The sequence below is a fragment of the Pseudomonas sp. GM84 genome, from assembly GCF_000282535.1.
GTDB lineage: Bacteria > Pseudomonadota > Gammaproteobacteria > Pseudomonadales > Pseudomonadaceae > Aquipseudomonas.
Genome location: NZ_AKJC01000006.1, coordinates 12,961 through 33,663 on the forward strand (window position 1 = coordinate 12,961; position 20,703 = coordinate 33,663).

The 20,703-nt window shown below is 61.5% G+C and carries 20 protein-coding genes and 1 tRNA gene; 9 read left to right on the forward strand and 12 right to left on the reverse strand.

Annotation, left to right across the window (positions count from 1 at the left end):
• Nucleotides 1–101 precede the first annotated feature (101 nt).
• On the forward strand, nucleotides 102–1,001 hold the full coding sequence (locus PMI38_RS00605) for a LysR substrate-binding domain-containing protein (RefSeq protein WP_008089357.1): 900 nt from the start codon (nucleotides 102–104) through the stop codon (nucleotides 999–1,001).
• Between the two features lie 25 nt (nucleotides 1,002–1,026).
• Here PMI38_RS00605 and PMI38_RS00610 read toward each other — a convergent pair whose 3' ends face one another.
• On the reverse strand, nucleotides 1,027–1,713 hold the full coding sequence (locus PMI38_RS00610; RefSeq protein WP_008089359.1) for a type 1 glutamine amidotransferase domain-containing protein: 687 nt from the start codon (nucleotides 1,711–1,713) through the stop codon (nucleotides 1,027–1,029).
• A gap of 98 nt (nucleotides 1,714–1,811) precedes the next feature.
• Complete coding sequence (locus PMI38_RS00615) at nucleotides 1,812–2,738, reverse strand: LysR family transcriptional regulator (RefSeq protein ID WP_008089361.1); 927 nt, start codon at nucleotides 2,736–2,738, stop codon at nucleotides 1,812–1,814.
• 95 nt (nucleotides 2,739–2,833) lie between these two features.
• Here PMI38_RS00615 and PMI38_RS00620 point away from each other — a divergent pair, with 95 nt between their 5' ends.
• Nucleotides 2,834–4,000: an MFS transporter gene (locus tag PMI38_RS00620; RefSeq protein ID WP_008089363.1), complete on the forward strand. Its 1,167-nt coding sequence runs from the start codon at nucleotides 2,834–2,836 to the stop codon at nucleotides 3,998–4,000.
• A gap of 111 nt (nucleotides 4,001–4,111) precedes the next feature.
• Here PMI38_RS00620 and PMI38_RS26240 read toward each other — a convergent pair whose 3' ends face one another.
• The 5 genes from PMI38_RS26240 to PMI38_RS00645 form a co-directional block, all read right to left on the reverse strand.
• A complete protein-coding gene (locus PMI38_RS26240; RefSeq protein ID WP_008089364.1) occupies nucleotides 4,112–4,621 on the reverse strand; it encodes a nucleoside deaminase in 510 nt (169 codons plus the stop codon).
• Entirely contained in the window at nucleotides 4,618–6,945 is a 2,328-nt protein-coding gene (xdhB, locus tag PMI38_RS00630) for a xanthine dehydrogenase molybdopterin binding subunit (RefSeq protein ID WP_008089366.1), read from the reverse strand. The genes PMI38_RS26240 and xdhB overlap by 4 nt, the downstream gene beginning before the upstream one ends.
• Nucleotides 6,942–8,450 (reverse strand): xanthine dehydrogenase small subunit, encoded by a 1,509-nt coding sequence (gene xdhA, locus PMI38_RS00635; protein WP_008089368.1) that lies wholly within the window; start codon nucleotides 8,448–8,450, stop codon nucleotides 6,942–6,944. The genes xdhB and xdhA overlap by 4 nt, the downstream gene beginning before the upstream one ends.
• A gap of 106 nt (nucleotides 8,451–8,556) precedes the next feature.
• Nucleotides 8,557–9,939 (reverse strand): amidohydrolase family protein, encoded by a 1,383-nt coding sequence (locus PMI38_RS00640; RefSeq protein WP_008089370.1) that lies wholly within the window; start codon nucleotides 9,937–9,939, stop codon nucleotides 8,557–8,559.
• A 42-nt stretch (nucleotides 9,940–9,981) separates the two neighbouring features.
• A complete protein-coding gene (locus PMI38_RS00645) occupies nucleotides 9,982–11,355 on the reverse strand; it encodes a nucleobase:cation symporter-2 family protein (RefSeq protein ID WP_008089372.1) in 1,374 nt (457 codons plus the stop codon).
• Nucleotides 11,356–11,406: 51 nt separating this feature from the next.
• On the opposite strand from PMI38_RS00645, the gene PMI38_RS00650 reads away from it, so the two are divergent.
• A complete protein-coding gene (locus PMI38_RS00650; protein WP_238540147.1) occupies nucleotides 11,407–12,393 on the forward strand; it encodes a LysR family transcriptional regulator in 987 nt (328 codons plus the stop codon).
• 369 nt (nucleotides 12,394–12,762) lie between these two features.
• On the opposite strand, the gene PMI38_RS00655 is transcribed toward PMI38_RS00650, so the two are convergent.
• Nucleotides 12,763–12,836 (reverse strand) — tRNA-Cys (locus PMI38_RS00655).
• Between the two features lie 152 nt (nucleotides 12,837–12,988).
• Nucleotides 12,989–14,014, reverse strand: coding sequence for a protease SohB (sohB, locus tag PMI38_RS00660; protein ID WP_008089377.1), 1,026 nt, complete (start codon nucleotides 14,012–14,014; stop codon nucleotides 12,989–12,991).
• A 197-nt stretch (nucleotides 14,015–14,211) separates the two neighbouring features.
• Here sohB and PMI38_RS00665 point away from each other — a divergent pair, with 197 nt between their 5' ends.
• From PMI38_RS00665 to PMI38_RS00680, 4 genes are all read left to right on the forward strand, one after another.
• Nucleotides 14,212–14,922 (forward strand): histidine phosphatase family protein, encoded by a 711-nt coding sequence (locus PMI38_RS00665; RefSeq protein WP_008089380.1) that lies wholly within the window; start codon nucleotides 14,212–14,214, stop codon nucleotides 14,920–14,922.
• A gap of 57 nt (nucleotides 14,923–14,979) precedes the next feature.
• The gene (locus tag PMI38_RS00670) at nucleotides 14,980–15,297 is read left to right on the forward strand and encodes an SCP2 sterol-binding domain-containing protein (RefSeq protein WP_008089383.1); all 318 of its coding nucleotides are present in this window, start codon (nucleotides 14,980–14,982) and stop codon (nucleotides 15,295–15,297) included.
• A gap of 190 nt (nucleotides 15,298–15,487) precedes the next feature.
• A complete protein-coding gene (locus PMI38_RS00675; protein ID WP_008089385.1) occupies nucleotides 15,488–16,555 on the forward strand; it encodes a phosphotransferase family protein in 1,068 nt (355 codons plus the stop codon).
• Nucleotides 16,556–16,578: 23 nt separating this feature from the next.
• Nucleotides 16,579–17,346 (forward strand): SDR family oxidoreductase, encoded by a 768-nt coding sequence (locus tag PMI38_RS00680; RefSeq protein WP_008089387.1) that lies wholly within the window; start codon nucleotides 16,579–16,581, stop codon nucleotides 17,344–17,346.
• Here the strand turns inward: PMI38_RS00680 and PMI38_RS00685 are convergent, their stop codons facing one another.
• From PMI38_RS00685 to PMI38_RS00695, 3 genes are all read right to left on the reverse strand, one after another.
• A complete protein-coding gene (locus tag PMI38_RS00685; protein WP_043272715.1) occupies nucleotides 17,347–18,168 on the reverse strand; it encodes a class I SAM-dependent methyltransferase in 822 nt (273 codons plus the stop codon).
• A gap of 67 nt (nucleotides 18,169–18,235) precedes the next feature.
• Nucleotides 18,236–18,586 carry a hypothetical protein gene (locus tag PMI38_RS00690; protein ID WP_008089391.1) on the reverse strand — a complete coding sequence of 117 codons (351 nt, stop codon included), beginning with the start codon at nucleotides 18,584–18,586 and terminating at the stop codon, nucleotides 18,236–18,238.
• A gap of 41 nt (nucleotides 18,587–18,627) precedes the next feature.
• On the reverse strand, nucleotides 18,628–19,788 hold the full coding sequence (locus tag PMI38_RS00695; protein WP_008089393.1) for a GGDEF domain-containing protein: 1,161 nt from the start codon (nucleotides 19,786–19,788) through the stop codon (nucleotides 18,628–18,630).
• 221 nt (nucleotides 19,789–20,009) lie between these two features.
• Between PMI38_RS00695 and PMI38_RS26110 the strand changes: the two genes are divergently transcribed.
• Together PMI38_RS26110 and PMI38_RS00705 are read left to right on the forward strand one after the other, a co-directional pair.
• Nucleotides 20,010–20,189, forward strand: coding sequence for a hypothetical protein (locus PMI38_RS26110; RefSeq protein ID WP_008089395.1), 180 nt, complete (start codon nucleotides 20,010–20,012; stop codon nucleotides 20,187–20,189).
• Nucleotides 20,190–20,240: 51 nt separating this feature from the next.
• On the forward strand, nucleotides 20,241–20,609 hold the full coding sequence (locus PMI38_RS00705; protein WP_008089397.1) for a glycine zipper domain-containing protein: 369 nt from the start codon (nucleotides 20,241–20,243) through the stop codon (nucleotides 20,607–20,609).
• Nucleotides 20,610–20,703: the final 94 nt, after the last annotated feature.

Genomic DNA, 20,703 nt, shown 5'->3' on the forward strand with positions numbered 1-20,703 from the left:
TGGAAGTACGCCTTGCGAGTGTCGAGAAGTTGCGGGGAGCGGAAAAGCACAATAAATTTTCAGCCGCTATTAAAAAAACTTACAGCTCAGGATGTTCACCCATGGCGATTGACCGGCTCCCACCACTGAATGCCGTGCGCGCCTTCGAGGCGGCCGCGCGTTTGGGCAGTTACGTGGCGGCGGCCCGCGCGCTGCACGTCACTCAGCCCGCGATTGGCCGGCACGTGAAAATCCTCGAAGACTGGCTGGGCGTGCGCCTGCTCGACCGTTCACCACGGGGCGTCAGCCTGACCCAGGACGGTGCCCACTATTACCAGGCGGTGTCCGAGTCGCTGCAGCTGCTGGCAGACGCCGGCATGCGCTGCGGGCGGCGCAGTGCCGAGCGCTGGTTGCGCATCCTGTGTGTGCCGGCGTTCGCTTCGCGCTGGCTGACGCCGCACATCGAGGTACTGCGTGCGCTACGGCCGGAGCTGAAGATTGCCATCGAACCCAACGCCACCTTCACCAGCGTCGATGCCCGCCAGGCCGACCTGGCCATCGCCTACGGCTTGCCCGGGGAGTTGTCTGGCGTGCGCGAGGTGTTGATCCGCCCCGAAGTGTTTGCCGTGTGCTCCCCGGCCTACCGGGCGCAGTTGCCCGAGCATTTGTCCGTTCGCGACTTGCCTCGCTGCAAGCTGATCCATGTCGACGACGGCAACTGGTGGAGCAGCTGGTTTGCCGCCCAAGGCGTCAGGGTGAGGGCCAAGGCCGATGCATCGCACCTGAGCAACGACATCGTGCTTAACCTGGCGCAGAGCGGGCACGGGATTGCCTTGGCCACCGAGGTGCTGGTCGGGCGCGAACTGGAGGCGGGAAGCCTGGTGCGCTGTGTGGCGCAGGGCGTGCCGCTGGAGAGCTACCAGGTGCTCGCGCCTTCGCAGATGCTAAGTGAAGATGCGCTGTGGTTCATCGAGTGGCTGCGGGCGAGCCTGCGCGACGCCTACCCCGCAGCCGTGGTGTAACACATTCAGCGACATGGCACGGTGGCTACTCGCGCGAAAGCCGCTTGAGCAGTGCCTTGGCCACACCCTCCGACGAGGCAGGGTTCTGTCCGGTGATCAGATGGCCGTCCTCGACCACATGACTCGCCCAGTCTGCAGCCTTGGAATACTCGCCACCCTTGCTTTTGAGCATGTCCTCGACCAGAAACGGCACCACCTGGGTCAGCCCGACGGCGTCTTCCTCGCTGTTGGCGAAACCGGTCACTTTCTTGCCCTTGACCACTGGATGGCCATCCGGTGCATTGACGTGCTTGAACACGCCCGGTGCATGGCAGACGGCGGCAATCGGCTTGTTGGATGCGTAAAAAGCTTCCAGCAGCGTTTTCGAATCGTTGTCCTCGGCCAGGTCCCACAGCGGCCCATGGCCACCGGGATAGAACACGGCATCGAAGTTGTACGGGTCGATTTCGCTCAGCGGTACCGTGTCGGCCAGCGCCATCTGCCCTTCGGTGTCAGCGCGAAAACGCCGGGTGGCATCGGTCTGCGCGTCGTCCTCGTCGCTCTTCGGGTCCAGGGGTGGCTGGCCGCCCTTGGGCGAGGCCAGGGTGACGTCGGCGTTGGCATCGATGAACACGTAGTAAGGGGCGGCGAACTCTTCCAGCCAAAAGCCGGTTTTCTTGCCGGTATCACCCAACTGATCGTGGGATGTCAGCACCATCAGGATCTTTTTCATCAGAACCAGTCCTCCAAGTGTGAATGGCAGCGCGCCGTTCGCCCTGCATTACTGTGGGAGGTCGCCGCAGGGCAGACGTTCCCTGCGCCGGCGTGTTTTTAGCCGGTTGCCTCCTGGCACAGGGGCGTCGGCCAGCCCTGGTGATTGGCCACCATGAAATCCACGAACACCCGCACCCGCGCCGGCATCGCCGGGCCGCCGACGAACACGGCGTGGATCGGCTCCCGGTCGCCCGGGTTGTAAGCCTCCAGCAGCGGCACCAGTTCGCCGCTTCGCAGCTCGTCGGCCACTGTGAAGGTACCGATCCGAGCAATGCCGGCGCCAACCTTGGCCATTTGCGCCAGCGCCTCGCCGCTGCTGCATTCGATATTGCCGGCCACCTTCAGCGAAAACGCCTGCCCCTCCCGAACGAACGGCCACTCGGACACCGCACGGCGGAAGTTGAAACGCAGGCAGTTATGCCGGGCAAGGTCCTCAGGTTGCAGGGGTGTGCCGCAGCGTTCGAGGTACGCGGGCGAGGCGACGATGACTTCGCCGGTGTCGCCGATGAAGCGCGCACTCAGCGAGCTGTCCGGCAGATGACCGAAGCGCAAGGCGACATCGGCCTGGCCGCCGAGGATGTCGGTGATCTCGTCACTCAGTGTCAGGTCGACCAGCACTTGCGGATACAGGGCGCTGAACGCGGCGACCAGCGGCACCACGGTTTGCCTGCCGTGGCCAAGCGCGGCGCTGACCCTCAGCCGGCCCCGGGGCACGCCCTGGTCGGTGATGGCTTCTTCCACTTCGATCATGTCGGCGAGGATGCGCCGTGCGCCGTGCAGGTAGGCGTCGCCCTCGGCCGTCAGGGTGATCGCACGGGTGGTGCGCAACAGCAGGCGGGTGCCCAGGCGTTGCTCGGTGCGGGCGATGATGCGGCTGACGGCCGACGGGGTCAGGCCTAGCGCACGCGCGGCTGCCGACAGGCTGCCTTCATCCACCACCTTGGCAAACACCTCCATCTCGCCGGATCGCCCGTTGTAATCCATTTGTGCCTCTTGCGCAAAGGTGGTTGCCAGAAAAGCGGTCTAGTGCTTTGAAAGCTCGAATCGTAGCATTCCAGGCACAGATCAGGAGCTTTGCCATGCGTATCAATCCACCTCTCGTCGCGCTCTCCGTCGGTGCCTTCGGCATCGGCGTCACCGAGTTCGCCCCCATGGGCATGTTGCCCAGTATCGCCGCCGACCTCGGCGTGTCGATCCCTGCCGCCGGGCTGCTGGTCAGCGCCTACGCCATCGGCGTGCTGATCGGCGCGCCATTGATGACACTGGCCACCGGCAAGATCCCGCGGCGATACCTGCTGATCGGGCTGATGGCGATTTTCACCCTGGGCAACCTGATGTCAGCGCTGGCCACCGACTACCAAAGCCTGCTCATCGCCCGGGTAGTCACTTCGCTCAACCATGGCGCGTTCTTTGGCGTAGGGTCGATTGTCGCGGCCAGCCTGGTGCCGCCGGAAAAACGTGCCGGGGCCGTGGCGGCGATGTTCATGGGGCTTACGCTGGCCACCATTGGCGGCGTGCCGATGGCGACTTGGTTCGGCGAGCTGATGGGTTGGCGCACTGCGTTCTGGGGCATAGCCGGCCTTGGCTTGCTGACGATGGCGGCGCTGTGGTTTGCCTTGCCCAACCTGAAGCTGCCTGCCAGCGATGGCGCGCTGGCCGAGATCCGTGTGCTGGCGCGCGGGCCGGTGCTGTCGGCGCTGGCGCTGACGGTGGTGGGCTCCAGTGCCATGTTCACCGTGTTCACCTATATCGCGCCCATCCTGCACAGTGAAGCCGGGGCCTCGACCACGTTCATCACGGCCATGCTGGTGCTGTTCGGCGTCGGTCTGACCTTGGGTAACGTATGGGGTGGCAAGGCAGCAGACCGCTCGGTTGACCGCACCTTGATCGTCTCGCTGGCGGTGCTGATTGCGGTGTTGCTGGTGTTCCCGCTGGTGCTGGGCTGGCCGCTGCCGACTGCCGTGGCCATCCTGGTCTGGGGCGCCGCCAGCTTCGCCCTGGTGCCGCCGCTGCAGATGCGTGTGATGGAGGCTGCCAAGGACGCACCAAACCTCGCGTCTGCGGTGAACATTGGTGCGTTCAACCTGGGCAATGCCATCGGGGCTGCGTTGGGGGGGGCGGTGATCAATGCGGGGTTGGGTTATCCGGCGATTTCAGTAGCAGGGGCGACGATGGCGGGGCTAGGGCTGCTGATGACCGTGGCCTGGCGTGCACGGCCACAAAAGCTGGCGAACCAGCTGTCATAGACCGCCACAAACCAGCTGTGCCGAGGGATCACAGGGCCCTACCCCGCTGTGGAACACTCATTGGTCACCCTAACTGCTGGTGACCATCCATAGATGGATAGGCGTCCCCTTTCATGACCAGAACCCGGCATGCGGTTTCGCAGCTTCGACTTCCAACATCGGACCGAGCACTACAATCCCGCGCTGTCCTCGGCTGAATACCTCGCGGCATGGCAGAGAAAAGGTTGGATTCTCCGGATGATTGCCAGTGAGAGTGAGCAGCGCGTGCTCTGACAGGGCATAGACAACTCTTCCTATGCCCGTCCAGTAGATTGCACCGGCACACATGCAGCACGGTTCGGCACTTGTAAACAGGGTGCAACGGCTTAACTCTTGCGCGCTGAGCAACTTGGCAGCATGTGCGACGGCAACCAGTTCCGCATGCTGCGTGGGATCGCCTTCGGGTGGCATGGAATTGTTGCCAGCCTGTGAGATCACCTTGCCGTTTTGATCCGCCACCAATGCGGCAAACGGGTGGCGGCCTCGTTCCTTCGCCTCTGAAGAGAGCTGGATGGTTTGGCGCAGCAATTCCACGTCAACGGCAGAAATGCCGGGTGGGGTCACGTTGGTCAGGTCAGTCATTGCAAACCTCGAATTGCGGTGATCGCCTGCAGGATTCGCTCACTGGTGGCAGGGCCGTTCAATGGCGGGTTGAGTGTGTACTGCGCCACGCTGGCAATCGCGTCGCGAAGCGCAAAGAACACCGAAAAAGCCAGTAGCATGGGTGGCTCACCCACCGCCTTGGAGCGGAAGATGGTGTCCTCGGCATTGCGGTTGTTGAACAGTTTGACGTTAAAGTCATCAGGGCAATCATTGACCGCCGGGATCTTGTAGGTCGACGGCGCGTGGGTCATCAGCTTTCCGGCATTGTTCCACCACAGCTCCTCCGTCGTGAGCCAGCCCATGGCCTGGATGAAGGCACCTTCCACCTGGCCAATGTCGAGCGCCGGATTGATGGATTTGCCAGCGTCATGCAGCACGTCCACGCGCAGTAACTTCCACTCACCCGTCAGGCTGTCGATCTGAACCTCGGAGACGGCAGCGCCATAGCTGAAGTAGAAGAACGGCCTGCCTTTCAGTGTCTCCCGGTCCCAGTTCAATTTGGGCGTCGCGTAGAAACCATCGGACCAGAGTTGCACGCGACGCTCATACGCCGTCCTCACCAGGTCAGGCCAACTGAGCCGATGCTCATGCAAGCATGCCTGATTGTCGGCATAGCTCACGTCATCGAGCGTGCCGCCATATCGATCCACCAGCATCTGTGACAAGCGGACCTTGATCTGGCGCGCCGCATCCTGGGCGGCCTTGCCATTGAGGTCGGTCCCGCTTGAGGCTGCAGTGGCTGAGGTGTTGGGGACCTTGCTGGTGTCCGTTGCGGTGGAGCGCACCCAGCTCAGATCGATACCCAGTTCATTGGCGACTATCTGGGCAATCTTGGTATTGAGGCCTTGCCCCATCTCCGTGCCGCCATGGTTCACAAGCACCGAACCGTCCGTGTAGATATGAACCAGGGCGCCGGCCTGGTTGAAGTGGACTACGTTGAACGAGATACCGAATTTGAGCGGCGTCAGTGCAAGGCCTTTCTTGAGTACGGCATTGTCTTGATTGAAGGCCAGGACGGCCTGGCGTCGAGCCCGGTAGTCGCTGGTCTGCTCAAGCTCAGCCACCAGTTCGTGAATGACGTTGTCTTCCACCGTCATGCCGTAGGGAGTGATGTTGCGCTCAAGCTTGCCGTAGAAGTTGCGCTTGCGAACGTCCAGCGGGTCCAGACCCAGTTCACGCGCGATGTCATCGATGATGTACTCGATGGCGATCGCACCCTGCGGGGCGCCAAACCCGCGAAAGGCAGTGTTGGACTGGGTGTTGGTCTTGCCTGCCATGGATCGAATGTCCACGTCACTGAGGAAGTAGGCATTGTCGAAGTGGCACAACGCGCGGGTCGCCACCGGACCGGACAGGTCAGTCGAAAAACCTCCTCGTGAGCACATCTCTACGGTTACGCCGCGAATCAGGCCATCAGGCTCGAAACCTGCTTCGTATTCATAGTTGAAACAGTGTCGCTTGCCGGTGATCATCATGTCGTCGTCACGGTCCAGACGCACCTTGACCGGGCGTTTCAGCCGCGCGGCGGCCAAGGCTGCCACGCACGCAAAAAGACCGGATTGCGACTCCTTGCCGCCGAATGCCCCGCCCATGCGGCGAATCTCCACCTTGACCTGGTGGTTTGGCAGATTCAGGCAGTGGGCTATCAGGTTTTGCATCTCTGTCGGGTGCTGAGTGGAGCACAGCACATGCATGCCGTTGTCTTCTTTGGGCATGGCATAGGAGATTTGCCCCTCCAGGTAAAACTGCTCTTGGCCGCCGATGGAAAATTCGCCTTTGAGTCTGTGCTCGGCCCCTCCAATGGCTTGCTCGGCTTCGCCACGGCGCAGGTGCAGCGGCGGGAACAGGAAGGCACCCTGTTGCTTCGCTTGCTCAGGGGTGAGTATTGCGGGTAGCGCCTCATACGCGATGCTGCCCAGTCGAGCCGCACGGCGTGCGGCGTGGTAGGTATCGGCGATGACGGCAAAGATCGGCTGGCCGATGTACTGCACCACACCCTCGGCGAGTATCGGATCGTCGTGGACGATGGGGCCGCAGTCGTTGGCTCCCGGAATATCCGCTGCGGTCAGGACCGCGACCACACCCGGCGCTGCAAGCACTTCACTCAAGTCTATCGACAGGATGCGCGCGTGGGCCTGCTGGCTCATGCCCAGGGCAGCGTAGAGCGTGCCCTGCAGCTCGGGGACGTCATCAATGTAAGTCGCTTCGCCGCTGACATGCAGATGAGCAGACTCGTGGGTAACGGCGCGCCCGGCGGCGCCCTGGCTCAAGCGCGATTCGGGTAGATTGGCAGGCTTGTTCATGGTTGCTCCTCAGCCACGGCGAACACCCGGATACGTTCCTCGGGCAATGGCTGATGCTGGCGGGTTTCAAGATAGAAGCGATAGAGGAGGTTCTTCGCGCACTGCTGTCTGTAATGCGCGCTGGCACGCATGTCAGACAGCGGCTGGTAATCCTCATCAAGCGTGACCAGGGCTTGCTCCAGCGTATCTTCGGTCCATGACTTGCCGATCAGACGTTTCTCGCACTGGCTGGCGCGTTTGACCGTTGCCGCCATACCGCCGTATACCACGCGGCAATCAACGACATGCCCGGCGTCGAGGCGGATGGAAAATGCCGCACAGACGGCCGAGATGTCCGAGTCAAAACGTTTGGAAAGCTTGTAGGTACGCATCTGCCAGCCCGCTTTGGGCAGCGGAATCAGGACTGCTTCAACCAGTTCGTCGGCGTGCATGTCTTTGCGCATATAGCCGGTGTACAAATCCTCCAGTGCAAGGGTCCGACTTCCTCGCTGGCCATGCAGTACCACCCTGGCTCCCAACGCAACCAGCGCCGGCATCGAATCGCCAATGGGCGAGCCATTGGCGACGTTGCCACCCAGGGTCCCGGCGTTGCGGATAGGCTTGGAGGCAAAGCGTTCCCAGAGCTCCTTGAGTTGCGGGTACAGGGCGACGATGGCGGCGAAACTGTCGGTCAGCGAAACACCGGAACCAATGCGTAGAAACTGTCCGTCGCGCTCGATTCGCTTGAGTTCCGGCACCTGATCGATGGAAATCATGTCGCCGATCTCGCGAAACTGCTTGGTCACCCACAGGCCGATATCGGTACCTCCGGCCAACAGGAGCGCTCCAGGGTTTTCAGCGCGTAGCCTGGCCAGCTCTTGCAAACTGCAGGGCGCGAAAAAGCGACGACCCTCATGTTCGTAAACGAGCGTTTCGTTGCGCTTCAATGCCTCCAGTTTCTCTTTCAATGCATGGCTTTCGAACCTTGCCGGGCTCAGCTTGAACATCTGCTCACCGGCATCCAGGATCGGTCGGTAGCCCGTGCAGCGGCAAAGGTTGCCGGTCAATGCCGACCGTATTTGCTCTCGCCCTGGCGGATCGCCACAGTGCTCATGTTCCAGGTAGAGGCTCCACAGGGACATGACGAATCCAGGCGTGCAAAAGCCGCACTGCGACCCATGGCAGTCGACCATCGCCTGCTGCACCGGGTGCAGTGCCCCCGATTCCTGGCGCAGGTGCTCAACGGTAAAGACGGCTTTCCCGTCCAGCGACGGCATGAACTGGATGCAGGCGTTGACTGTGCGCATCTGCAGTTCACCGTCCCGCAATTCGCCAACGACAACGGTGCACGCCCCACAGTCTCCTTCAGCGCAACCTTCCTTGGTGCCCGTAAGGCAGCGATCTTCGCGCAGGTGATTGAGTAGACTACGGGTGGTATCGACATGCTCAAGCGATTGGACTTCGCCGTTGAGCACATAGTGGATGATCCCCGGCTTGGGGGAGGCATCACAGGGGGTGTTTTGCATGAAGGTTTCCTCGAGCTTGGGCCTTGCGCGGATCGGGCCTCTGCACCGACACCGCGCATTGCTGACGTATGGGGAAAAGCGTCCAGGAAGGCAGCGAACCTTCGATTCAGGCAGTGCCCACGCGATCGAGCTCGTTGACGGATACCCCGGCCTGGTCCAGCCAGGTTTTGCGACGGGCAAACAGGTCAGGGACCGTTTGGTTGACTTCCGTGATCAACACGTCCAGTTCAGCGTTCTTCAGTTGCCCGTTCTCGACCAGCACGCGACCGGCCACCATCGTCATATCCACATCACCGCCTTGTACGGCGTGCACCAGGTTGTGGTGAAGATTGGCCAACGGGCCGCGGGTAATCAGCGGCGTCATCCTCGGCGTGTCGACCCGTATAGCGATCATGTCGGCGGCTTTACCGATCTCCAGGGAGCCGATCTGGTGTTCCATACCCAGAGCGCGTGCTCCGTCGATCGTGGCCATGCGGCATACCGACCAGGCATCGAGCGCTGCGGCATTGAGGCTGGCGAACTTGGCCAGCAGTGAGGACACTTTCATTTCCTCGAACATGTCCAGGTTGTTGTTCTCCTTTTCGCCATCGGTCCCCAGGCCAACCGCAACCCCTGCAGCCAACAACTTTTCGATGGGAGCGGCACCGGACGCCAGCTTCATGTTGCTGATGGGGTTGTGCGCCACACCCACATTGCGCTGCGCCATCAGGGCGATCTCTTCGTCGTCGACCCAGACACAATGGGCAAGCAGAACCTTGCTGGCATCGAGCAGACCAAACTTCTCCAGCGCCTGCACGGGGCGTATGCCATATCGCCGGAGGGTTTCCTCCACGTCGAAGCGGCTTTCGTTGCTGTGGGTGTGGAACCCCACCTGGTTGGCCTTGCAGATATCCGCGATGCGCTTCCAGGCCTGCGGGACGGCGTAGAACATGTGCTCCAGGCCTACCCACACATTGATACGGCCATTCGCCCCACCGTGCCAACGCTGGATCAAGGCGTCGTTGTCATCGAGCGTCTCGAAGTAATCATGATCCGGGTGTTCGGCAACATAGGGGACCAACACCGCGCGAATGCCCAGCTCATCGGCCGCCTCTGCGCTGCCGTGCATGTACCGCCACATATCGACCACTGTGGTGGTGCCGGACAGCAGCGCTTCGCTGTAGCAAAGCATGGAAGACAAACGGGCTTCACTGGGCAGCAGCACGCGGTGCATGGGATCGATGTACTGCTGCAGCCAATCCCAGACCGGCAGGCCCTCTGCAGTGCCCCGGAGCATGCCGGAGTGGCAATGGGTGTTGACCAGCCCTGGCATCAGCAGGCGATCGGTCAGGCGACGTACCGAGGCAAAGGGGTGTCGGGCGAGCAGCTCCTGGGCAGGACCGACATCGGCGATCAAGCCGTCCTTGACCAATACCGCGCCATCTTCGATCACGGTGTTGTGGGCGTCCATGGTGAGGACGAGGTCGGCCCTGATGAGTTCACTAGTCATCGTACTTAACCTTTCTGGTGTTTATTTTGGTTGTACTGGTGTTCAGCTGTCGCTGAGAGCGGCAGTGCGGGCAGCTTCTGCTTCGGCTTCGTCGGCCTTGCCCAGGCCGTTGAACAGAAGGTTGAGGATCATTGCGCAGCAAACGCTCAGCACGATCCCGCTTTCGGTGAATACCCGGCTCCAGTCGGGCAAATGGTGAAAGTAGTGCGGCGATACCATCGGGATCATGCCTATCCCCACACTCGTGGCCACGACCAGAAGGTTGTAGCGCGACCGTTCGAAGTCGACGGTAGAAAGTATGCGTACCCCCATCAGCGTGACCATGCCGAACATCACCATGCCAGCGGCACCGAGCACATACTGGGGCGTGGAGGCGACGATGTAGGCCAGCTTGGGAAACAGCCCGAGTGCGATGAGGATCATGGCGCCGGCTATGCACACATAGCGGCTCTTGACACCGGTCATGGTCACCAGGCCAATGTTTTGCGAGAAAGAGGTATAGGGAAACGCGTTGAACACCCCGCCAAGAATGGCACCCAGGCCATCTGAACGAAGACCGCGCACTAACCGTTCGCGGGTGGTCGGACGGTCGACCATCTTGCCCAACGCAAGGAACATGCCGGTAGACTCGACCATAGTGACCAGCATGACCAGACACATCGAAATGACTGCGACAGCGTCGAATTTCGGCATCCCGAACGCGAAGGGCGTAACGGTCGAGAACCATGGGGTTTGATGGATCCCGTCAAGCACGATGTCACCGCGAAAGAACGCGATGAAAAAGCCGACCAGTACACCCAATAGCACCGCGATATTGGCAATGAACCCCTTTGCGAAGCGGTTGATACCCAGAATCAGGATCAACTGCAAAAGAGAAATGGCCAAGTATATCGGTTTGCCGTAATCCCCATTGGGGCTGCCATCGGCAAGCACAGGATTTCCGCCTGCTGACCAATCGATCCCGACGCGCATCAGGCTGATGCCGATAACAAGGAGCACAGTGCCCGTCACCACCGGCGGGAAAAAGCGCAGAAGTCGGCCCATGACCGGGGCGAAGAGAATGCCGAAGAGGCCGGAGGCGATGATCGCACCATAGACGCCCGGCAGCCCCAGGGACGGGTTCAGGGCGATGGCAATCATCGGGGTTACCGATGCGAAAGTTACACCCATCATGATCGGCAGCTGAATGCCGAAAAATCTGTTTCCTGCGCACTGCACGAGTGTTGCCAGGCCCGCAGCAAACAGGTCTGCGTTGATGATAAGGGTCAACTGGTCTTTGGGAAGCTGCAGTGCGGCGCCGAGAATCAGCGGAACGATGATGCATGCCGAATACATCACCAGCACATGCTGGAAGCCCAATATCACGGTTTGCGCCAGCGGTAGCCGCTGATCCACAGGGTGCACAGCGTTAGTCATTGCCTTCTCCTGGTTGTTATTGTCGAGGCAGTGATGGGATAGGTTATTGTTGTGATTGATTTGTACGGCAGGGCCAACATGCGCCCCGCCGTTCCCGTTGTAAAAATGGGATCTATTAATTTTTTTTATGGTGCGACCATGAGGATGTCTCTGGAGCAACTGGCCGCTTTTTCTGCGGTCGCCAGTGAGCGCTCTTTTTCTGCTGCAGCGCGCAAACTGAGCAAATCGCAGTCAGCGGTGAGCATTTCCATTGGCAATCTGGAGATTGACCTGGGTGTCACCTTGTTCGACCGTAGCCACCGCTACCCCCAGTTGACGACAGAAGGGCGTGCATTGTTGCGCGACGCCGAGGCCATTCTCGGGCAGTGTTTCAACATGGAAAACCGAGCAAGCAGCCTGGCCGAAGAGCTGGAAACCGAATTGGTGATCAGCATCGACGATGCGATCCCCTATCAGGCGCTGGCACGGGTGATGAAGGAATTTTCCAACCACTTCACCCATGTCGACCTGACCGTGCTGCATCCCTCCCGGCAGGATGCCCTGGGCATGATCGAGGAGAACAAAGTGCTGTTGGGCGTCATGTGCACTCGCTCGCATTATCCAAAGAACCTGCAGTTCAAACGGCTTGGCAGCATCACTTTCAGCAACGTCGTGCGCCGGGATCACCCGTTGGCCCAGATGCACCCTGTCAGCTTCAACCAGCTGAGCAACTTCCGGCAGTTGGTCTATCTGCCTTTTCAGGACAGGCTGCCCACCAGTGAGTACCTCAACTCACCCAACCATTGGCGCGTCGAAAGCTATCTCACACTGATGAACATGCTGCGTGAAGGAATGGGTTGGGCCACCGTACCCAAGCAACTGATGCAAGACCTCAGTCCCGATGGGCAGCTGGTCGAGCTGGAACTGGATGCTTATCCTTTTACCGACTGGACCGTGGGAGTCGATTTGGTATGGTCGTCACTCCTGCGTTCGGGCAAAGCGGGCACGTGGCTGCGTGATGCGCTCGGGCAAACGCCGATAACAGCTGCCAAGGCGTGAGCCAGGCCTGCTGCCGGAACAAGTCAACCGACCTCTGCCTAACCCCACCGTCAGCTATCGATCCACCTGTCGAAAGCTCTTTTGTCAGTGCCGGCCTCATCGCCGGCAAGCCGGCTCCCACAGAAGTATCACCAGCCCCCAGGCTTGCGTTGTGCCTGTGGGAGCCGCGCTTGCCGGCGATGGGCCGCGAAGCGGCCCCAATATCCAGATGTCTACTTGTGGTCGATAGCGGCCACGCTCGACTGACTGCTTTCGACCCAAAGCTGCCAGTCGTGAAAGGGACTGATTGTAATTTCTCTGGGGGCTTCGGTATTTTCTGGCGCACAAAGAAAAACCCCGCAGACGTTAATCTGCGGGGTTTTCGAATAGTGGAGGCCGAGGTCGGAATCGAACCGGCGTAGACGGATTTGCAATCCGGAGCATAACCACTTTGCTACTCGGCCTCAAAGTCGGATCTAGCTGCTTGCGCTTTGCTATCTCCTTGAAACACTGAACCTTTTTCAAAGTTCGCTGCGTTTCGATGGGCGCATTATGTCTGCATTCCGCAGACCTTGCAACCCCCTTCACAAAAAAAATATTCAAGGGGTTCAAGGGTTTAGCGCAAGCGGCCGAGTTTACTCCACAAACCTACCAAGGTGTTCTCCACCGTACCACTCGCTGCCATGCCGATACGCTCCTGCAAACTCTTGCGTTCGGCATAGTGCAGATGGAACAGATTGGCGTTGCGCGCGCGGTCGCTGAGGTACTCATCGCTGGTTTGCAACTCATCCACCAGCTTGCGGTTCAGTGCGGCAACACCCAACCAGACCTCACCGGTGGCCACCTCGTCGATGTGCAGCTGTGGGCGGTAGCGGGCGACGAAGTCCTTGAACAGCTGGTGGGTGATGTCCAGGTCTTCCTGGAACTTCTCCCGGCCCTTCTCGGTGTTCTCGCCGAACACGGTCAGGGTGCGCTTGTATTCACCCGCCGTCAGCACCTCGAAATCGATGTCGTGCTTCTTCAGCAGGCGATTGACGTTAGGCAGCTGCGCCACCACGCCGATCGAACCCAATACGGCAAACGGCGCACTGACGATCTTCTCGCCAATACAGGCCATCATGTAACCGCCACTGGCGGCAACCTTGTCGATGCACACGGTCAGCGGGATGCCGGCCTGGCGGATGCGCGCCAGCTGCGAAGCGGCCAGCCCGTAGCTGTGAACCAGGCCGCCGCCGCTTTCCAGGCGCAGCACCACTTCGTCACGCGGGGTGGCGAGGGTCAGCAGTGCGGTGATCTCGTTGCGCAGGCTTTCGGTGGCGGAGGCCTTGATGTCGCCATCGAAGTCGAGCACGAACACTCGGCTCTTTTCCTCGGCCTTGGCCTTGCCCTTCTTCTGCTGCTTTTCAGCCTTCGCCTGCTGCTTGCGCAACGCCTTGAGCTGGGCCTTGTCGAGCAAGCCGGACTCCAGCCGCTCGCGCAGCTCTTTATAGAACTCGTTGAGACGGGTGACCTGCAGTTGGCCACCGGCCTTGCGCCGCCCTTTACCGCGCAAACCGGCAATGGCGGACAACACCACCAGGATGGCAATCACCAGGGTGGCGGTTTTAGCGAGAAAGCTTGCGTATTCGGCAAGAAACTCCACGTTGACTCCTTATAAACCAGCGCCTGTGCGGCGCGAAACTGTAGCAAGCATACCGGTGCTCTGATGGCGCTACCAGCGGGGGCAAAGGCTGGCAACACAGTTCAAACAACCTTTTCAAACGCTTGTATGCTTTTTCGTTGACAGCCCGTGTGGCGCATCCTAACCTCGCAGCAACCTTTGAACCGCCGGATACCTTCGTGGGCAACCTCTACCTGATCCGACATGGCCAAGCTTCCTTCGGCGCCGATGACTATGACGTCCTCTCGCCCGTGGGCATTCGTCAGAGCCAGGCACTGGGCGAACATCTGGCACAGCTTGGCCTGCGTCTGGACCGTTGCCTGGCGGGCAGCCTGCGGCGTCAGCAAGACACCGCCCGGCTCGCGCTGGAGGCGATACAGGCCAACGGCTGCGCGGTACCACCGATTGAGACCGACCCGGCGTTCAACGAGTTCGATGCCGACGGTGTGATTCGTGCCCTGTTGCCTGCCCTGCTGACCGATGAACCTCAGGCCCGGCACATTCTGCGCAATGGCGCGCAGAACCGCAGCGAATTCCAGCGCCTGTTCGCCCTGATGGTGCAGCGCTGGCACGCTGGGGATCATGCCGACGACGGCCTGGAGACCTGGCAGGCGTTCACCGCCCGGGTCGACATCGGCCTGCGACGGCTGCTGGACAGCGCTGGCAGTGGCGACAACATTGCCGTGTTCACCTCTGGCGGTACCATAGCCGCCCTGCTCCATCTGATTACCGGTATTACCCCCAGTCAAGCGTTTACGTTGAACTGGCAAATCATCAACACGTCGCTCAGCCAGTTCAAGTTTCGCGGCGGCGACGTGGCACTGGCTTCCTTCAACAGCCAGGCCCATGTGCAGCTGTTGAAGGCCCCGGAGCTCATCACCTACCGCTGAGCCCGGTCTGTTGTTGTCCCTGCGGGGACGTGAAAATCACTCAATAAGGAATGCGCCATGACCTCCGTAGCTGATGCCGTGAAAAAGATGCAAGAGAAGTTCAACCCATCCGCTGCCGCCGGCCTGGACCTGGTGTTCGGCTTCGACATCACCGATGAAGACAAGAAGTACGCCCTGATCGTCAAGGACGGCACTTGCGACCTGCAGGAAGGCGAAAACCCGGACGCCAACTGCACCCTGGTCATGGACAGCGAAACCCTGAAAGGCATCGTCAGCGGCGAAACCGACGGCATGCAGGCCTTCATGGGCGGCAAGCTGCGCGTCGAAGGTGACATGATGCTGTCGATGAAACTCAGCGAGCTGTTCCCTTCCTGAGTGACGGGCACGCCGAGTGACAAGAAAACCGAAGCCTGAACGGCTTCGGTTTTTTTTGCCCGCATGCGGCATTCGGTGCAGTGATCGGCCAGCAACACCCACACCTATATGACACCTGGCACGCTTGTCCCAGAGCACCAAGATCATTAGATTAGCCAATAATCCTTGCGCTAGAAAATAAGGAAAACGCATGACGCTCACCGACCAGTCCACCCAGGTACGCCCCGGCGAAGAACTCGACGCGGCCGTCATCGATCCTTACCTCAAGGCCCATATCCCAGGCCTGGCCGGCACGCCGAACATCAGTCAGTTCCCCGGCGGCGCCTCCAACCTGACCTACCTGGTCGCCTACCCGGATCGCGAATTCGTCCTGCGTCGCCCGCCCTTCGGCCACAAAGCCAAGTCCGCCCACGACATGGGCCGCGAGTTTCGCATCCTCAACCAGCTCAACGAAGGGTTCCCGTACTGCCCCAAGGCGTATGTGCATTGCACCGATGAAACCCTGATCGGTGGCGAGTTCTACGTGATGGAGCGGGTCAATGGCATCATCCTGCGCTCGGACATTCCTGCCGAGCTGGGCCTGGATGCCACGCGCACCGAGGCGCTGTGCAAAAGTTTCATCGACCGCCTGGTCGAGCTGCACCAGGTCGATTACAACGCCTGCGGCCTGGCCGACCTGGGCAAGCCGGAAGGCTATGTGCAGCGCCAGATCGAAGGCTGGACCAGCCGTTACGAGAAAGCCCTGACACCCGATGCGCCGCGCTGGGAGCACGTCATCGGCTGGCTGCGTGACAAGATGCCCGCCGACCATCCGCGAGCGGGCATCGTGCACAACGACTATCGCTTCGACAACGTCATCCTCGACACCGACAACCCGATGCGCATCATCGGCGTGCTCGACTGGGAGATGGCCACGATCGGCGACCCGCTGATGGACCTGGGCAACAGCCTGGCCTACTGGATCGAGGCGAGCGACCCGGCCCCCATGCAACGGATGCGCCGCCAGCCGAGCAACGCCCCCGGCATGCTCACCCGCCGCCAGTTCGTCGACTACTACGCCGAGCGCGCCGGCATCCGCCTGGACAACTTCGATTACTACTATTGCTATGGCCTGTTCCGCCTGGCGGGCATCGTCCAGCAGATCTACTACCGCTACTACCACGGCCAGACCCAGGACAAACGCTTCACCCAGTTCATCGAAATGAACCGGCTGCTGGAGCAGACGAGCCTGCAGGTGATCGCCAAGTCCACACTCTGACGACAGACAACAAGGAAAACAGCATGTCCAAGACTCACCTGTTCGACCTCGACGGCAAGATCGCTTTCGTCTCCGGTGCCAGCCGCGGCATTGGCGAGGCCATTGCCCACCTGCTGGCCCAGCAGGGTGCCCACGTGATCGTCTCCAGCCGCAAGCTCGAAGGTTGCCAGCAGGTGGCCGACGCGATCATCGCCGCCGGCGGCAAGGCCACTGCAGTCGCCTGCCATATTGGTGAAATGGAGCAGATCCAGCAGGTGTTCGCCGGCATCCGCGAACAGTTCGGGCGCCTGGATGTGCTGGTCAACAACGCCGCCACCAACCCGCAATTCTGCAATGTGCTGGACACCGACCTCGGCGCCTTCCAGAAGACCGTCGACGTCAATATCCGCGGCTACTTCTTCATGTCGGTGGAAGCCGGCAAGCTGATGCGCGAGCACGGCGGCGGCAGCATCATCAACGTGGCATCGATCAACGGTGTTTCACCCGGCCACTTCCAGGGCATCTATTCGGTGACCAAGGCGGCGGTGATCAACATGACCAAGGTCTTCGCCAAGGAGTGCGCGCCGTTCGGCATCCGCTGCAACGCCCTGCTGCCAGGCCTGACCGACACCAAGTTCGCGTCGGCGCTGGTGAAGAACGACGCCATCCTCAACGCCGCGCTACAGCAGATCCCGCTCAAGCGCGTGGCCGACCCCAAGGAAATGGCCGGTGCCGTGCTGTACCTGGCCAGCGATGCGTCCAGCTACACCACCGGCACCGCGCTCAACGTCGACGGTGGCTACCTGTCCTGATCAGGCCTTGATCGCCTGCAGGGTGTAGCTCAGCGGCAGGCGCTGGGGCGCATGGCGCAGGCGCCATTCGCCATCGGCGCCCTTGTCCATCTGCCCCGGCAATGCCTCCCAGGGAATGCTCTGGTGCTCGACCAGGGCGGTCAGTTGCAGGCCGTGCGCGAGCAAGGCGCTGATGACTTCACCGAGGCCGTGGTTCCACTCGTGGGTTTCGGTCTGGGTCAGGCGCTGGTCGCTGTCGACGTAGGTCTGGTCGGTGTGCCATACCGTCGGCGCTTCGTGTTCGAAGTAGGGATACTCCAGTTGCAGCCGGTCCTGATGGTCTTCGTTCACGGCCATCAACATCGGGTGGCCATCGCGCAGGAACAGGCGACCGCCAGGCTTGAGCAAGGCCGCCACGGCGCGGGCCCAGGGCTCGATGCGCGCAAGCCAGCACAATGCACCGATGCCGGTGTAGACCAGGTCGAAAGTACCCGCCGGCAGCACGCGGTCAGCCTCGTAGACGTCGGCATGCACGTAGTCGATTGCCGTGCCGCAGCGCTGGGCAAGACGCCTGGCCTCCAGCAGCGAGGCTGCGGAATAGTCCAGGCCGCTGACCTCAGCCCCCAGCCGCGCCAGCGACACGGTGTCGGTACCGATATGGCATTGCAGATGGGCCGTGCGCAAGCCATGAATGTCACCCAGCCGCGGCAGGTCGAAACGCACGGTTTCGGACAGGTGCTCGGGCTGGCGGACCAGGCGCTCGACTTCATAATCCTTTGACGCCGCGTGCAGCGGGGCGCGCTCATCCCAGCTGTCACGGTTCAGTTGCTGTGATCGATCCAAAGTAGCCATCCGTGCTCTCCTTCAAGTATCTTCCACCCACCTCGCGGGCTAGCTGGCCCGTCCCGCCTTACAGGCAGGTGGCCGCCGCCGCCCGCCGCTGCAGGGCCACGTTATCGTTTTTCTGTGCGTAGTAATCCACCTGGGTACCGCCCGCCCGCGGATAGACGTCGACGAACGACTCGGCTTCGCGGGTATAGACCGTAAGCCCACCCTGCTTGCGCGTCTCCAGGTAGCCGCTGGCATCGTCCCCGAACACGTCTTCCTTCTGCCAGCTGAACTGGATGCACTGGGCCACCAGCTCCGGCGCCTTCAGCGAAGCGAGCTGCGCAGTCGGCTTGCCGCCGCGTGCCGCGTCCATGGTCGCCGAAGCGCAACCGACCAACACCAGTGCCGCAGCCATCGGCAAGATTGCTCGCATATTCCATCCTCGGGGCAAAAAAAGAATGCGACTCTAGCACTTCAATCCGCCCCGACCAACGCCGCCATGCGCACCGCGTTGCGGCCGGCGGCCTTGGCCTGATACAGCGCCGCATCGGCCTGGGCCAGCAGGCTCGCGGTGCTGTCGTGGGGGCCTGGCACGCCGCACCATAGCCCGACACTGAAACGCAGCGAAATCTCGTCCCCGGCGAAATGCGCCGGGCTGCCGGCGATGGCCTCGCGCAAGGCATGCAGCGCCTGCAGGGCGCCGTCCCGGTCGGCCTGCGGCAACAACAGCAGAAACTCCTCGCCACCGTAGCGGCCCAGGCTGTCGCCCTGGCGCATGCGCTGCTGCAACTGGCGCACGCAATGGCACAACACCTCGTCACCGGCCAGGTGGCCGTACACATCGTTGATGCGCTTGAAGTGGTCGATGTCGATCATCGCCACGGCGAGGCTGCGCTGCTCGCCACGGGCACGGTCCAGCGCCACGGCAAAACGCTCGAGAATCGCCCGGCGGTTGTAGGTGCCGGTCAGCACATCGCGCAAGGCCAGGTGCTGCAGGCGGGTTTCGCTGCGTTCCTTGGCCATCAGCACCAGGCCGAGGGAATACATCATTACCGTGACCGTGCCGATCGCCACGGAAATGCTCTGTTTGAGGTTGCTGGTGTCGTAGCGCATCTCCACAGCGGTGCCATTGATGACCGCCAGGGCGCGCATGCCCAGGCCGACCAGGCTGATCAAGGCACCGATTTCCAGCAGCAGGTGCGCCCTGCCCGGCCGCTCGACGTGGCGCCGCGCCCAGTACAGGATCATCGCGCACTGCAGCATCAGCACCAGGGTAGCCAGCAACATGCGCGGCTCCAGGGTGTCGAGCAGCAGCATCAGGCCCACGAGCATGCACGCCGGAATGATGAAGATCAGCCGCCAGGGCATGACCTGATCGCGCACGCGGAACAGGCTCGCCGAGTAGAAGGCCAGCGCCAGCGACAGCAAGCTGTTGCCTACGCCATAGCTGAGCCACAGCGGTGCATGGCCATACACGGTGTAACAGACGTAGGCCAAGGCGTGGGCGAGCAGCCCACAGCCGGTCAGCCACACGTTGTCGCGGCGGCTGGACCAGCCGACCAGCAACAGGCAGAAGGCCATGATGGTCGCCACAAGGGCAACGGCGGCGAACAGCGTGGGGGTGTGGGCGATCATCGTGATTCACCGTGTGGCAGCTGGCCATCTTCATTGCGGCCTGCCCTGCAGTCTAGGGGCCAGGCCAGGGTCCGGCCATGACCGTACGGGACAGAACAGCAGCCGACAGGCACGCCGTTCATCGCCAGGGGCACAAAATAATTGGCTGCAAGGAAACAAAATGGATCGATTCCAGTCTCAGGCAGTGTCCCGTAAACCTTTGCGGATCAAGGACCTATAACGTGATAACGCGCCTTGCCAGTTGCTCGCTGATTGCCGCCTTCCTGCTCGTTGCCGGCTGCAACCACCATCACTACCACGATGACGATGATGGCTGGCGCGACGGTGATCGCGACCACCGTCATCACCACCGTTACGATCGCGACGATGATCGCCGCTACCGTGACCGCGACTACCGCTAGAACGTCTTTCCACTCCACATCCAACTTGATGATTCTTCCGAGGCTCTTAACATGCGTCTGACTTTGCCTTCCCTTGCTCTTGGCCTGCTGATGTGCCAAGGCGCTTTCGCCGGTGACGGTAGTGCCGCCATTGGCGGTGGCCTGGGGGGTGCCCTGGGTAACGTGGTCGGTAAACAGATCGGCGGCAGCACTGGCGCGGCCATCGGCGCCGGCCTGGGTGGCGCGGCGGCCGGCGCGGTAGGTGCGAACAAGCACAGCCGTACCGAAGCCGCCATCGGCGGTGGCCTGGGCGCGGCCGGCGGCTCGATCATCGGTCGCAAGGTGGGCGGCTCGACCGGTTCGACCGTCGGTGCCGGCCTGGGCGGCGCGGCCGGTAGCGCCATCGGCAACCACATGGGCGACAAAAAGCACCATCACTGATAGTGGGTGCGCTCAGGGCCGCCCTGCGGCCCTGATGTTCATCAATACCACCTTCATCACGACCTGCCAGACTGGCTGCTACTGTCTACTGTGC

Bases quoted from the DNA above. Each gene is read 5' to 3' on its own strand.
- PMI38_RS00605 (WP_008089357.1), top strand. From the start codon at position 102: ATGGCGATTGACCGGCTCCCACCACTGAATGCCGTGCGCGCCTTCGAG.
- PMI38_RS00610 (WP_008089359.1), bottom strand. From the start codon at position 1,713: ATGAAAAAGATCCTGATGGTGCTGACATCCCACGATCAGTTGGGTGAT.
- PMI38_RS00615 (WP_008089361.1), bottom strand. From the start codon at position 2,738: ATGGATTACAACGGGCGATCCGGCGAGATGGAGGTGTTTGCCAAGGTG.
- PMI38_RS00620 (WP_008089363.1), top strand. From the start codon at position 2,834: ATGCGTATCAATCCACCTCTCGTCGCGCTCTCCGTCGGTGCCTTCGGC.
- PMI38_RS26240 (WP_008089364.1), bottom strand. From the start codon at position 4,621: ATGACTGACCTGACCAACGTGACCCCACCCGGCATTTCTGCCGTTGAC.
- xdhB (WP_008089366.1), bottom strand. From the start codon at position 6,945: ATGAACAAGCCTGCCAATCTACCCGAATCGCGCTTGAGCCAGGGCGCC.
- xdhA (WP_008089368.1), bottom strand. From the start codon at position 8,450: ATGCAAAACACCCCCTGTGATGCCTCCCCCAAGCCGGGGATCATCCAC.
- PMI38_RS00640 (WP_008089370.1), bottom strand. From the start codon at position 9,939: ATGACTAGTGAACTCATCAGGGCCGACCTCGTCCTCACCATGGACGCC.
- PMI38_RS00645 (WP_008089372.1), bottom strand. From the start codon at position 11,355: ATGACTAACGCTGTGCACCCTGTGGATCAGCGGCTACCGCTGGCGCAA.
- PMI38_RS00670 (WP_008089383.1), top strand. From the start codon at position 14,980: ATGACCTCCGTAGCTGATGCCGTGAAAAAGATGCAAGAGAAGTTCAAC.
- PMI38_RS00675 (WP_008089385.1), top strand. From the start codon at position 15,488: ATGACGCTCACCGACCAGTCCACCCAGGTACGCCCCGGCGAAGAACTC.
- PMI38_RS00680 (WP_008089387.1), top strand. From the start codon at position 16,579: ATGTCCAAGACTCACCTGTTCGACCTCGACGGCAAGATCGCTTTCGTC.
- PMI38_RS00690 (WP_008089391.1), bottom strand. From the start codon at position 18,586: ATGCGAGCAATCTTGCCGATGGCTGCGGCACTGGTGTTGGTCGGTTGC.
- PMI38_RS00695 (WP_008089393.1), bottom strand. From the start codon at position 19,788: ATGATCGCCCACACCCCCACGCTGTTCGCCGCCGTTGCCCTTGTGGCG.
- PMI38_RS00705 (WP_008089397.1), top strand. From the start codon at position 20,241: ATGCGTCTGACTTTGCCTTCCCTTGCTCTTGGCCTGCTGATGTGCCAA.